This window comes from Actinotalea solisilvae, assembly GCF_016464425.1.
Taxonomy (GTDB): Bacteria; Actinomycetota; Actinomycetes; order Actinomycetales; family Cellulomonadaceae; genus Actinotalea; species Actinotalea solisilvae.
In genome coordinates, this window is record NZ_JADDKQ010000015.1 from 1 (window position 1) to 12,604 (window position 12,604).

Sequence of the window (12,604 nt, forward strand, 5' to 3'; positions counted from 1 at the left end):
CGCGCCACGGGGGTTGGGGGCGGGCCCCGTGCCCCGGGCGGGGGGGGGGGGGGGGGGGCGGGGGGGCCCCCCCGCCCCGCGTCCGGTCGCTCCGGTGCCGCGGGGCACCGGTGCTGCTCACTCCTGCTTGAAGGCGTCCTTGACCTTCTCGCCGGCCTGCTTGAGGTCGGCCTTCGTCTGGTCGGCGCGTCCCTCGGCCGCCAGGTCACGGTCACCCGTGGCCTCGCCGGCGGCCTCCTTGGCCTTGCCCTGCCAGCCCTCGGCCGCATTCTCGATCTTGTCGTCCACTCCCATGGCTCCTCCTCGGTGCTCGGGACCAACGTGCTTCGACCGTACGTCGCGCGGCCGCGGACCGCGCGTCGAGGGCGCCCGGGGCGGACCCGCCGCCGACCGCGCCGCCGGTCGCGCTAGCGTCGGTCGGACCCGCCACGACACGTCCCGAGGAGCCCCGTGACCGCACCGTCCCGCTCGACCGCCGGCACGCCGACCGCCACGCGCACGCTGTGGGTCGACGCGACCGCGGGCGTCGCCGGCGACATGCTGCTCGGCGCGCTCGTGGACGCCGGGGTGGCGCTCGCCACGCTCCAGGACGCCGTCGACGCGGTGCTCCCCGGGTCGGTCGCCCTGCGCGCGGAGACGGTCCGGCGGGCCGGCCTGAGGGCGACGAAGGTCCACGTGGACGTCCTCGTCGAGGACCCGCCGCACCGCACCTGGACGACGATCCGCGACCTGCTCGCGCAGGCGCCGCTGGACCCGGCCGTCCGGGACCGCGCGACGGCGACGTTCCGCCGGCTGGCCGAGGCCGAGGGGCGCGTGCACGGCACCGACCCGGAGCACGTCCACTTCCACGAGGTCGGCGCGCTCGACGCGGTCGCGGACGTCGTGGGCACGGCCGCGGGCGTCACCGCGCTCGGCGCGGACCGGGTGCTCGTCTCCCCCGTCGCGCTCGGCTCGGGGACGGTGCGGGCGCACCACGGCGAGCTGCCGGTCCCGGCACCCGCGGTCCTCGAGCTGTCCCGCGGCTGGGAGGTCCTCGCGGGGGGCGCCGGCGAGCGCGCGACGCCGACCGGCATGGCGCTCGTCACGGCGCTCGCCGAGGCCTCGTCACCGCTGCCGCCGCTGCTGGTCCGCACCACGGGCGTCGGCGCGGGGACGCGCGACGACCCGCACCGGGCGAACGTCGTGCGGCTCGTGGTGGGCGAGGCCGCGTCCCCCGGGGCGGACGTGCCCCTGCCCGACGCCGTGCTCCTCGAGGCGAACGTCGACGACCTCGACCCGCGCGTGTGGCCCGAGGTCCTCGCGGCGCTGCTCGACGCCGGCGCGCTCGACGCCTGGCTCTCGCCCGCGCTCATGAAGAAGGGCCGACCCGCCCACACGCTGCACGTCCTCGCCGCTCCCGCAGGGGCCGAGGCGCTCGTCGACGTGGTGCTGGGTCACACGAGCACGCTCGGGGTGCGCCGGACCCCGGTGACGCGCACGGTGCTCGACCGCGCGTGGGCGCCGGTCGACCTCGGCGGCGGCGCCGTCCGGGTCAAGGTCGGCCACCGCGCGGGCCGGGTGCTGCAGGCCATGCCCGAGTTCGACGACGTCGTCGACCTCGCGAGCCGGCAGGGTCGGCCGGTCGCGGACGTCCTCGACGAGGCCCGCGGCGCGGCCCGGGCCGCGGGCCTCGCCCCGGGCGCTCCGTGGCCGCCGGACGGGGCCTGAGCCGGGCCCGCTCCCCGCACGACCGGCCCCCGAGGCGTCAGGGCGCCGCGATCTGCGCCGCCAGGTGGCCGCCCCCGTAGCCGTTGTCGATGTTGACGACCGCGACGCCCGGCGCGCACGCCGTGAGCATGGTGAGCAGCGGCGCGAGCCCCTCGAACGACGCGCCGTAGCCGACCGACGTCGGCACGGCGACCACGGGTGCCGCGACCAGGCCCGCGACGACGCCCGGGAGCGCGCCGTCCATGCCCGCCACGACGACGACCGCGCGCGCCGCGCGCAGCAGCTCGAGGTGCTCGAGGACCCGGTGCAGGCCGGCGACCCCCACGTCGACCACGAGCGTGCAGCGCCGCCCGAGGTGCTCGGCGGTCAGCGCCGCCTCGGTCGCGACCGGCAGGTCGGACGTCCCCGCCGCGAGCACGACGACGGCTCCCCCGCGCGGCTCGGGCGGGTCGGCGGGCCACGCGACGAGGCGCGCCGTGGCGTCGTGCCGCGCGTCCGGGAGCTCGGCGAGCACGGCCGCCGCCTGCTCGGGCGTGGCGCGCGTGAAGAGCGTGCGGGCACCGCGCGCGCCCACCTCGCGGGCGATCGCGGCGACCTGCGCGACCGTCTTCGGCTCGCACAGGACGGCCTCGGGGAACCCGCGCCGCGGCGCGCGGTCGTGGTCGAGCCGCACGAACGCGTCGAGCGCGGCGGGGGGCGCCCAGCCGCCGTCGGGCGTGCCGACGCCGTCGCCGGCCACCCGGGCGGCACCGGCCGCGGAGGCACGCCCGGGATCGCGCTCAGGCACTGCGCACCTCGACCAGCGGGAGCGTGAACGCACCCGACTGGACCCCGCGCAGGTCGAGCGCGACGAAGCGGAACCCGGCCGCCCGCACGGTCGCGAGGACGTCGTCGCGCAGGGGCGGGGTGGCCACGGCGACGATGTCGTCGGCCGGCACCTCGAGCCGCGCGACGTCGCCGTGGTGGCGCACGCGCAGGTCCCCGAGCCCGAGCCGCCGCAGGCCCGCCTCGGCCGCCTCGACCTGGCCGAGCTTCTCGGGCGTGACCTCCTCGAAGTGCGGGATGCGCGACGCGAGGCACGGTGCGGCGGGCTTGTCCGCCGACGGCAGGCCGAGCGCGCGCGCCACGCGGCGCACGGCGGCCTTGTCGAGGCCGGCGTCCGCGAGCGGGCGGAGCACGGCGTGCGACGTCGCCGCGCGCGACCCGGGGCGGTCGGGGCGGCGCGCGTCGTCGGCGTTCTCGCCGTACGCGACGGCCACGAGCCCGTGCGCCTCGACCACCTCGTCGCCGATGCGCGCGAAGAGCTCGTCCTTGCAGAAGAAGCACCGGTCGGGTCCGTTGCGGCGGTACGCGGGGTTGTCGCCCTCGTGCGTGCGGACCTCGACCACGGGCGCGCCGGCCGCACGGGCGACGTCGTGCGCGGCCCGGCGCTCGTCGGCGGCGAGGCTCGGGGACACCCCGAGCACGGCCACGACGCGGGCGGGGCCCAGCGCGGCCACCGCGAGCTCGAGGACGACCGACGAGTCGACGCCGCCCGAGAACGCGACGCCGAGCCGGCCCGCGGGGACGGCGCGCCGCAGCGCCGCGGAGACGTGCTCCACGGCGCTGCGGTCGTCCGGCCCGAGGACCTCCGGCTGCTGACGGTCCACCGGGCTGCGCATCAGACCTCCAGGGCGTCCGGGGTGGCCGCGGCGCGCTGCGCCCGCCGGGCCTCGACCTCAGCGACCATAGACCGGAACCTCGCCTCGGTCAGGGGGTAGGCCAGCATGATGAGGACCCCCACCGCGATGAAGGCGGCCGGGACGAAGCCCGCGATGAGGCGGATGCCGTCCGCCGTGGCCTGCGCCTGCTGCTCCGCGCCGGCCACGTACCCGACGATGCCGAGCCCGTAGGCGGCGGCCGCGCCGCCGACCGCCTGGCCGAGCTTGCGGGTGAACGAGAACACCGCGTACGTCGTGCCCTCGGTGCGGACGCCCGAGCGCCACTCGCCGTACTCGACCGTGTCCGCCTCGAGCGCGAACATCAGCATGTTCACGGCGGCCAGGCCGACGCCGTAGAGGGCGAAGAAGACGATCGCGAGCCACACCATCGAGGCCGGGGTCAGCGCGATGCCGGTCGCGGCGACGACCGCCAGGAGGCCGGCCGTGATGTACGCCTTCTTCTTGCCGAAGGTCCGCACGACCCGCGGGATGACGGGCGCGACGACGAACATCGCGAGCGTGCTGACGACCGTGAGGACGATGAACAGGTTCGCGTCGCCGAGCACGTCGCGGGCGTAGTACGCCTGCACGGTCTGCAGCGCGAACATGCCGGTGAGGAAGCAGAGCGCCGAGAGGCAGAGCATGAGGAGGGGCTTGTTGCCCTTGAGGGTGCCGAGGCTCTGGCGCAGGCTCACCTTGGCGACGTCGCGCACGACGTTCTCCTTGGACGTCGTGAAGAGGATCCCGTAGAGGCCGACGCCGAGGACGACGAAGAGCAGCGTGGTGAGCGTGAGGGACTGCTGGAGGTCGTCCGAGCTGCGGATCTGCGGGGCGACGACGAACGCGAGCATGATCATGGTCGCGGCCGAGCCGACCATCCGGAAGCTCGCGAGCTTGGCGCGCTCCCCCGGCACCTGCGTCATCGCCGACGCGAGCGAGCCGTAGGGGATGTTGACGAGGCTGTAGGCGAGGCCCAGCAGCGCGTAGGTGACGTACGCGTAGACGAGCTTGCCCGTGCCGCCGAGGCCGCCCGGCACCGTGAACGTCGCGACGCTCAGCAGGAGCAGGGGCAGCGAGCCGAAGAGGAAGAACGGCCGGAACTTGCCCCAGCGGGTCATCGTCTTGTCGACCACGCGGCCGGCGTAGATGTCGGCGAACGCGTCCCACGCCCGCACCACGAGGAAGAGCGTGCCGGCCGCGGCGGCCGAGATGCCGACGACGTCCGTGTAGTAGAGCAGCAGGAACATCGACGACATCGAGAACGCGAGGTTGTTCGCGGCGTCGCCGGACGCGTAGCCGAGCAGCTGCGACAGGCGCAGCTTCCCGGACGACGCCGGCGCCGGGGCGGCGGGGGTGGGTGCTGCCGGGGCAGCGACGGTGCTGGTCATGGCGTTCCCTCGGGGTGGGGCCGCGGGGTGCGGCGGACGGGTCGGTGCGGGTACGGGTGCGGGTGCAGGACGGGCTGCGGTGGCGGCGGGTGCCGCGGGAGGTGGCTCGGGGCGCCGCTCGGCGCCGTCAGCGGTCACGGGTCCAGCGCCGGCGCAGCGCGTGCGCGGCGGCCTTCGGGCGGCGGTCGCGCGTGAACGCGCCCTTCTTGTTGCCGTCGACGCGGAAGACGCCCGACGACGTCGCGAAGTCCGCGAAGTTCCACACGTGCTCGCCGACGACGGCGTCGATCGAGTCGAACACGCGGTGGTTCATCTCGAGGTACTCGACCTGGTACTCCTCGGTCCACGGGGTGGGGGTCACCGAGTGCAGGCCGGCGATCGTGTCCGCGCCGTACTCGGTGACGACGATCGGCTTGCCCTCGGACGCCCAGCCCTCGAGCTCGGTGCGCCAGGCCACCTCGGCCGCGGCCAGGTCGCCCGTGTTGACGTACCAGCCGTAGTAGCGGTTGAGCATGAGCACGTCGCCCAGCTCGGAGACCTGGCACCTCCCGTGCGGCGCGAGCATGACGTTGACGAAACCCACGGGCCGCGACGGGTCGAGCTCGCGCGTGAGGGCGAACAGGGGCTCGAAGTAGGCGCGCGCGGCGTCGGTGTCGGACTCGGGCTCGTTGGCGATCGACCACAGGACGACGCTCGCGTGGTTCTTGTCGCGGCCGATCAGCTCGCGGATCGCCTGGGCGTGCACCTCGCGGCTCGTGTCATTGATCGTCTCGGGCGAGAACGTCACGTAGTTCTGGCCGCCGAAGATGCCGCCGCCCAGCCCCATGTTCTGGCCGACGGCCGCGACCTCGTCGATGACGACGATCCCCTGCCGGTCCGCGTAGTCGTAGACCTCGTCCGCGTACGGGTAGTGCGACGTCCGGAACGAGTTGGCGCCGACCCAGTCGAGGAGCGCGAAGTCGTGCACCAGGTGCGCGTCGTCGTGGCCCTTGCCGCGCACGGGCGCGTCCTCGTGCTTGCCGAAGCCCGTGAAGTAGAACGGCTCGCCGTTGATGAGGAACTGCGTCCCGCGCACCTCGACGGTGCGGATGCCGACGGTCTGGAGGTAGCTGTCCAGGGTCGCGCCCTCGGCGTCGAGCAGCTCGACGTCGGCCTCGTACAGGTAGCCGTGCCCCGGTCCCCACAGGTGCGCGCCGGGGACGACGAGCTCGCCGTGCGCGCCGTCGGCCGTCGCGACGACGTCGCCGGCCGCGTCGCGCAGCGTCACGCGGACCGCAGCGCCGCCCTCGTGCTCGACGTCGTAGCGCACGACGCCGGTCGGTGCGCCGCCCTGGGGGCGGACGTCGGTCACGACGCGCACGTCGGTGACGTGCTCGGGCGCCGTCGCGTAGAGCCACACCGAGCGGTGCAGGCCGGCGTAGTTGAAGAAGTCGTGGAAGTAGCGCTGGCGGCGCCCCTGCGGGGTGTCCTCGACGACCCCCGGCGGGATGGTCTGGAAGCTCAGCTCGTTGTTGACGACGGCGGTCACGCGGATCTCGTCGCCGGGCGTGACGAGGGCCGTGACGTCAGCCTCGAACGGCGTGTAGCCGCCCTCGTGCGTCATGACCTCGGTGTCGCCGACCCACACGACCGCGCGGTGCGTCGCGGCGTCGAAGCGCAGCACGACGCGGCGGCCCGCCCAGCCGCGCGGGACGCGGACGGTGGTCTGGTACCACGCGTCGCCCACGTGGTCGCGGGCGGCGGCGTCGGCCGGGATGTCGTTGTAGCTCGCGGGGACGGGCATCGCCGTCGCGCCCTCGAGGGGCCCGCGGGCCCAGCCGGCGGAGCGGCCCTCGCCCGCGGCGTCGAGGCGGAAGTCCCACAGGCCGTCGAGGGCCTTGCGCTCACGGGTGCTGGTGTCCTGGGGGCGAAGCATGTCCGTCTCCTCTCGGCCCTCGGGCCGGTCCTGGTGCGTGTCGATCCGGATCCATTGAGCGCGTGGCGGCATCCGCGCGACAAGCGGTTGCCACGCGTTGCCATCCCGCGCGCCGTGCGCGGTGGACGCAACAGCAACCGGTTGCCACGAGTTGCCGCGCTTCGTACGGTGGGGCCATGGACGTCACCGACGACGGCCGCGGCCACGAACACGCGCCGGAGCCCGCGGGCGAGCCGTCCGAGGCCCTCCGCGGGACCCCGACGATCTACGACGTCGCCCGCGCGTGCGGCGTCGCGCCCTCGACCGTCTCCCGGGCGTTCTCGCGGCCGGGCCGGGTCAACGCCGAGACCGCCGAGCGCATCCGGCAGGTCGCGGCGGAGATGGGCTACCGCACCAACCCGCTGGCGCGCGCGCTGCCCACGGGCCGCACGTCGCTGCTCGCGCTCGTCGTCTCCGACGTCACCAACCCCTTCTTCTTCGACATCATCCGAGGGGCCGAGGAGGAGGCGACCGCGGCCGGGTACACGCTGCTCGTGGCGGACGTCCAGGAGTCGGTCGAGGCCGAGCGCCAGGCCCTCGACCGGACGCTCCCCCTCGTCGAGGGCCTCGTGCTGGCGACGTCGCGCATGTCGGACTCGGCGATCCGCGTCGCCGCCAAGCAGCGGCCGACCGTCGTGCTCAACCGGGTCATGACGGACGTGCCGAGCGTCGTCACCGACAACGCCCGCGGCACGCGCCGCGCGGTCGAGCACCTCGCCGGGCTCGGGCACGCCGTGATCACCTACGTCGCCGGTCCCGAGGCCTCGTGGGCCGACGGCATGCGGTGGCGGTCGATGCGCGAGGCGGCCTTCGAGCTCGACCTCAAGGTGCGGCGGCTGGGGCCCTTCCCGCCGACGCTCGCGGGCGGTCAGGCGGCGGCGCAGGCGCTCGCCGAGCACCCGACGACGGCCGTGGTCGCCTACAACGACCTGCTCGCGATCGGCCTGGTGCGCGGGCTCGCGGCGCTCGGCGCGCGCGTCCCGCAGGACGTCAGCGTCGTGGGGTTCGACAACATCTTCGGCGCGGACTTCTGCAGCCCGCCGCTCACGACCGTCGCCGCGCCCCTGCGCAACCTCGGCGCGTACGCGGTCCGGACGCTGCTCGAGCAGCGCGGCAACCGCCAGCTCCGCGAGGTGCGCCCCGCGCTCCTGCCGGCCCAGCTCCTCGTGCGGGGCTCGACCGCGCCGCGCGCGCGGCGTCGCAGCGCCTGGGCCACCCGGGCTCAGGTGCCCGCCGGCACCGCCCTGCCCACGGGGGTGCGGGGGGCACCCGCGCCGTCCGCGGGCGCGTCGGCGGCCGTGGGCGCGTCAGCGCGCCCGGGCGGTCGAGCGGCACCGTAGGCAGCGTCCCGGGGGCCGCCGGGGCTCGCCGGGCCGCGCTCGGCCGGACCGCTCTCACTGCTCCGAGTGCCCTCACTGCTCCGAGTGCCCTCACTGCTCCGGGTGCCCTCACTGCTCGGAGTGCCCTCACTGCTCCGAGTGCTCGGACTGCTCTGACCGCTCGGGCCCACCGACGCCCGCAGGGCGTCGAGGTAGCGCGGGACGGCGTCGCGCGAGCGGCGCAGCGCGTCGACCGCTGCCGCGTCGGGCACCACGACATCGTCGTCCGTCCCGGGCGCGCCGACGTCCCCGGGGCCGGCGAGCAGGGCGAGCGCGGCGGGCAGGTCGGGGGCGAGGCCGAGGGCCTCGGCACCGAGGGCGGCCGCACCGAGCGCGGAGCCGGCCACGGCGTCGACCACCCGCACCGGCCGGCCGAGCGCGGCGGCGAGCGTCTCCCGCCACACGGGCGAGCGCAGCGTGCCGCCGGTCGCCCGGACCTCCGTGACCGGGTGCAGCGCGTCGAGCCGCTCGACGAGCCCCGCGAGCTGGAGCGCGACGCCCTCGACGGCCGCACGGACGAGGTGACCGCGCCCGTGGCCCGGCCGCAGGCCGAGGTAGGCGCCCGGCAGGGTCGGGTCCCACGACGGCGCACGCTCGGGCAGGAGGTGCGGCAGCATGACCAGCCCGTCGCTGCCCGGCGGCACGTGGGCCGCCTCGGCGAGGAGCACCGCCTCGCGGGCGGCGCCGTCGTTGGGCAGCTCGGGCGCGAGCGCGTCGGCCGACCACCGCAGGACCACGCCGCCCGTGCTCACCGCTCCGCCGACCACCCACAGCGGGCCGCGCAGCGCGTAGCAGAACAGCCCCGGGTCGAGGTCCTCGGGCGGGGTCGCGGTCACGGTGCGCACCGCGCCGGAGGTCCCCAGCGAGAGCCCGAGGACGCCGGTGTCGAGCGCGCCGACGCCGAGGTTGCCGAGCGGCCCGTCCGCACCGCCCGCCACGACGGGCGTCCCGGGCAGGAGCCCGACGCGGCCCGCGACGCCGGGCTCGAGCGCGAGCGCCTCGCCCGGCTCGACGACGGGCGGCAGCCGGAGCGGGTCGACACCGGCGACCGCGAGCGCCTCGGCGCTCCAGCGGCCCGTGCGGCGGTCGAGCAGGCCGGACCCGGACGCCGAGGACCGCTCCGTGACCGCGCGCCCCGTGAGGCGGCCCAGCACGAGCGCCTTGACGTCGGCCCACACGTGGGTGCGGGCGACGACGTCGGGCCGGTGGCGGGCGAACCACGCCAGCTTCGTCAGGGGCGACATGGGGTGCACGGGGGTGCCCGTGACGTCGTGCAGGCGTGCGGCGACGCCCGAGGCGCGCAGGTCCGCCGCGACCTCGGCCGCGCGTCCGTCGGCCCACGTGACGAGCGGCGTCGTGGGCTCGCCCGTGGCGTCGAGGCCGACGAGGCCGTGCATCGCGGTGCTCACCGCGAGCCCGACGACGTCGGCGCCGCCCGTGGCGCGCACGCACTCGCCGAGCGCCTGCTCGAGCGCGGCGAGCACGGCGAGCGGGTCCTGGACCTGGTGGCCGGGCTCGGGCTCGAGCAGCGGGTAGGACCGGGTCGCGACGGTCCGGCGCCCCGAGCCGAGGCCGAAGGCGACGACCTTGACCGACGTCGTGCCGACGTCCACGCCGACGAGCATGCGGGGGCTCACGACCGCCCGACCTCCTCGACCTGCGCCAGGACGGCGGCGACGACGGTCTCGTCCTCGGCGACCGCGGGGTCGAGCAGCCCGAGCACGCGCCGCACGGCGGGCGCGAGCGGGCCCTCGGCCGCCGCGCGTGCGGCCTCGGCCTGCGCGTCGCGGACCGGGAGCGGGCCGCGCAGGTGGTGCACCCACGCGGCGACGACCCGGCTCGCCCCGGCACCGAGGCGGCCGCGCTCGCGCTCGGCGCGCAGCGTGGGCAGCACCCGGACGGGCAGCTTGAGCGAGCCGTCGGCCGCGATCTGGTCGAGGCGGTGCCGGATGCGCGGGTTCGCGAACCGCTCGAGGAGCGCCGCCCGGTAGGCGGCGACCTCGGGCTGAGGCAGCGGCACGTGCGCCGAGGCCTCGTCCCACCACTCCTCGACCCACGACCGGCACGTCTCGTCCGCGATGGCCTCGGCGACCGTCGTGCGGCCGCGCGCGAGGCCGGCGTAGGCGAGCAGCGAGTGGGCGCCGTTGAGGAGCCACAGCTTGCGCTGCTCGTAGGGCTCGACGTCGTCGACCACGAGCGCGCCGGCGGCGTCCCACGCGGGGCGGCCGGCCGCGAAGGTGCCCGCGAGCACCCACTCGCTGAACGGCTCGGTGACCACGGGGACCGCGTCGTCCAGGCCCGCGGCCCGCACCCGCGCGACGTCCTCCGCGGTGGGCTCGGGCGTGATCCGGTCGACCATGGTCGTGACGGACGTGACGTGGGCCTCGACCCACGCGGCGAGGGCGGGGTCGAGCGCGTCGGCGAGGTCGCGCACCACGCGTGCGACGGCGGCGCCGTTCCCCGGGAGGTTGTCGCACGGCACGAGCGTCAGGGGCCCGGCGTCGGCGCGCCGGCGCGCGGCGAGCCCGGCGACGAGGCGCGCGGGCGCGGTGCGCACCGGCGCGGCCGGGCTGGCGCGGAGGGCCTCGAGGTCGGCCCGGACGTCCGCGCGGTCGAGGTCGAGCCCGCCGTCGGCGCGCCGCGCGTACCCGGCCTCGGTCACGGTGGTCGTCACGAGCGCCACGTCGGGGTCGGCGAGGTGGCGCAGCCAGCTCGCGTGGTCGTCCGCGGCGCGAGCCTCGGCGAGCGACTCGACGACCTCGAACCGGTCGCCGTCGGGCCCGCGGACGCCGAGCGTGTAGAGCGCGTCCTGCGCCTCGAGGCTGCGCGCGAGCCCGGGCCGGCGGCCGGTCCAGGCCGCGATCCCCCAGGCCTGCCCGTCGGGGGCGTGGTGGGTGTACCAGGCCTGGTGCGCGCGGAAGAAGCTGCCGAGGCCGAGGTGCACGTGCCGCACGGGTGGGCGCGGGCGGGTGCGCGCGAGCGCCACGGGCGCCGCCGACGTCGCGCCCGAGGTGCTGGACGTCGCGGTCACAGGCCGAACACCGCCCGCGGCCGGCCGACCACGAGGTCGACGGCGGTCTCGACCGCCTCGTCCTCGTCGAGGCGGTGCTCGGCCACGAGGTGCGCGAGGGCGCCCGCGTCGAGGCGTCGGGCCATGTCGTGGCGCGCGGGGATCGAGCAGAACGCGCGCGTGTCGTCGATGAAGCCCGACGTGCGGCTGAAGCCGGCCGTCTCGGTGACGGCCGAGCGCCACCGTCGGATCGCGTCGGGTGCGTCGAGGAACCACCACGGGGCACCGACGTAGACCGACGGGTAGAAGCCCGCGAGCGGTGCGAGCTCGCGCGACCACACGGTCTCGTCGAGCGTGAAGAGCACGAGCCGGAGGTTCGGGTGCGTGCCGTACCGCTCGAGCAGGGGCCGCAGGGCGTCGGTGAACTCCCCGGGCAGCGGGATGTCGTGGCCGGTGTCCGGGCCGAACGCCTCGAGCGTGGGCCGGTGGTGGCCACGCCGGACGCCGGGGTGGAGCGTCATCGTCAGGCCGTCGTCGGTCGCCATGCGCGCCATCTCGAGCAGCATGTGGCGGCGCAGCGCGACGGCCTCGGCCGGCGTCGCGGTCCCCGCGACCGCGGCCGCGTAGATGCGGTCCCGCTCGGCGGGCTCGAGCGGGTCGGTGCGGACGTCGGTGTGGCTGTGGTCGCTCGAGCGCGCGCCGTGCGCCCGGAAGTGGTCGCGGCGGTCCTCCATCGCCGCGACCCAGCCCTGCCACGTGCCGGTCGCGACGCCGCTGACCTCGGCGAGCCGCTCGACGTCGGCGCGCCAGGTCGGGGCGCCCACCTCGAGGTAGCGGTCCGGGCGGAACGTCGGCACGACGCGGCCGGTCCAGGTCGGGTCGGCGGCGAGCGCGGCGTGCGTCGCGAGGTCGTCGGCCGGGTCGTCGGTCGTCGCGAGGACGTCGATCCGGAAGCGCTCGTAGAGGGCGCGTGGACGGAACTCGGGCCGGCCGAGGCGGTGCTGCACCGTGTCGAAGATGGCGTCGGCCGTCGCGGCGGACGGGCGCACGTCGACCTCGAAGATGCCCGCGAGCTCCTGCTCGAGCCAGTACCGCACGGGCGTGCCGCGGAAGACGTGCCAGTGCTCGCAGAGCGCGCGCCACGCGGCGCGCGCGCCGTCCTCGTCGAGCGGGCCGCGGCCGACGCCGAGCGTGGCGAGGCTCACGCCCGAGGCGTGCAGCAGGCGCGTGACGTAGTGGTCGGGCGTCACGAGCAGGCTCGCGGGGTCGCGGAACGGGATGTCGTCCAGCAGCAGGGCCGGGTCGACGTGACCGTGCGGCGAGACGACCGGGAGGTCGCGCACCGCGGCGTAGAGGCGGCGCGCGACGGCCCGGACGGACGGGTCCGTGGGGAGCAGGCGGTCCGGGTGCGGGGCCAGGCGGGCCGCCTCCGGCGCGGACGGTGCGAGGGTCATGCCGTCGAGTCT

General features: G+C 76.6%; 10 protein-coding genes. 2 read left to right on the forward strand and 8 right to left on the reverse strand.

Annotation, left to right across the window (positions count from 1 at the left end; all coding sequences use genetic code 11):
* Positions 1-117: 117 nt before the first annotated feature.
* Positions 118-294 (reverse strand): CsbD family protein, encoded by a 177-nt coding sequence (locus tag JIG38_RS12570; protein WP_199424167.1) that lies wholly within the window; start codon positions 292-294, stop codon positions 118-120.
* A 156-nt stretch (positions 295-450) separates the two neighbouring features.
* Between JIG38_RS12570 and larC the strand changes: the two genes are divergently transcribed.
* Positions 451-1,707, forward strand: a complete 1,257-nt coding sequence (gene larC / locus JIG38_RS12575) for a nickel pincer cofactor biosynthesis protein LarC (protein ID WP_307844883.1) — start codon at positions 451-453, stop codon at positions 1,705-1,707.
* Positions 1,708-1,744: 37 nt separating this feature from the next.
* Here the strand turns inward: larC and larB are convergent, their stop codons facing one another.
* The 4 genes from larB to uidA all read right to left on the reverse strand — a co-directional run bounded on the left by larB (position 1,745) and on the right by uidA (position 6,710).
* A complete protein-coding gene (larB, locus tag JIG38_RS12580) occupies positions 1,745-2,494 on the reverse strand; it encodes a nickel pincer cofactor biosynthesis protein LarB (protein ID WP_307844885.1) in 750 nt (249 codons plus the stop codon).
* Positions 2,487-3,368 (reverse strand): ATP-dependent sacrificial sulfur transferase LarE, encoded by an 882-nt coding sequence (gene larE / locus JIG38_RS12585; protein ID WP_199424168.1) that lies wholly within the window; start codon positions 3,366-3,368, stop codon positions 2,487-2,489. Before larE ends, larB begins: the two co-directional genes overlap by 8 nt.
* On the reverse strand, positions 3,368-4,795 hold the full coding sequence (uidB, locus tag JIG38_RS12590) for a glucuronide transporter (protein WP_199424169.1): 1,428 nt from the start codon (positions 4,793-4,795) through the stop codon (positions 3,368-3,370). Before uidB ends, larE begins: the two co-directional genes overlap by 1 nt.
* A gap of 127 nt (positions 4,796-4,922) precedes the next feature.
* The gene (gene uidA / locus JIG38_RS12595; protein WP_199424170.1) at positions 4,923-6,710 is read right to left on the reverse strand and encodes a beta-glucuronidase; all 1,788 of its coding nucleotides are present in this window, start codon (positions 6,708-6,710) and stop codon (positions 4,923-4,925) included.
* Between the two features lie 176 nt (positions 6,711-6,886).
* Between uidA and JIG38_RS12600 the strand changes: the two genes are divergently transcribed.
* Positions 6,887-8,089 (forward strand): LacI family DNA-binding transcriptional regulator, encoded by a 1,203-nt coding sequence (locus tag JIG38_RS12600; protein WP_199424171.1) that lies wholly within the window; start codon positions 6,887-6,889, stop codon positions 8,087-8,089.
* Here the strand turns inward: JIG38_RS12600 and JIG38_RS12605 are convergent.
* From JIG38_RS12605 to uxaC, 3 genes are read right to left on the reverse strand one after another with little or no spacing between them, the layout of a single operon-like run.
* Positions 7,972-9,765 (reverse strand): gluconokinase, encoded by a 1,794-nt coding sequence (locus JIG38_RS12605; RefSeq protein ID WP_199424172.1) that lies wholly within the window; start codon positions 9,763-9,765, stop codon positions 7,972-7,974. The two genes, JIG38_RS12600 and JIG38_RS12605, sit on opposite strands and share 118 nt — an antisense overlap.
* Entirely contained in the window at positions 9,762-11,159 is a 1,398-nt protein-coding gene (locus JIG38_RS21050; RefSeq protein ID WP_199424173.1) for a mannitol dehydrogenase family protein, read from the reverse strand. The genes JIG38_RS12605 and JIG38_RS21050 overlap by 4 nt, the downstream gene beginning before the upstream one ends.
* Positions 11,156-12,592, reverse strand: a complete 1,437-nt coding sequence (uxaC, locus tag JIG38_RS12615; protein WP_199424174.1) for a glucuronate isomerase — start codon at positions 12,590-12,592, stop codon at positions 11,156-11,158. Before uxaC ends, JIG38_RS21050 begins: the two co-directional genes overlap by 4 nt.
* Positions 12,593-12,604: the final 12 nt, after the last annotated feature.

Coding starts and splice junctions, on each gene's coding strand:
- uxaC (WP_199424174.1), bottom strand. CDS start 12,592: ATGACCCTCGCACCGTCCGCGCCGGAGGCGGCCCGCCTGGCCCCGCAC.
- JIG38_RS12570 (WP_199424167.1), bottom strand. CDS start 294: ATGGGAGTGGACGACAAGATCGAGAATGCGGCCGAGGGCTGGCAGGGC.
- larE (WP_199424168.1), bottom strand. CDS start 3,368: ATGCGCAGCCCGGTGGACCGTCAGCAGCCGGAGGTCCTCGGGCCGGAC.
- JIG38_RS12600 (WP_199424171.1), top strand. CDS start 6,887: ATGGACGTCACCGACGACGGCCGCGGCCACGAACACGCGCCGGAGCCC.
- uidA (WP_199424170.1), bottom strand. CDS start 6,710: ATGCTTCGCCCCCAGGACACCAGCACCCGTGAGCGCAAGGCCCTCGAC.
- uidB (WP_199424169.1), bottom strand. CDS start 4,795: ATGACCAGCACCGTCGCTGCCCCGGCAGCACCCACCCCCGCCGCCCCG.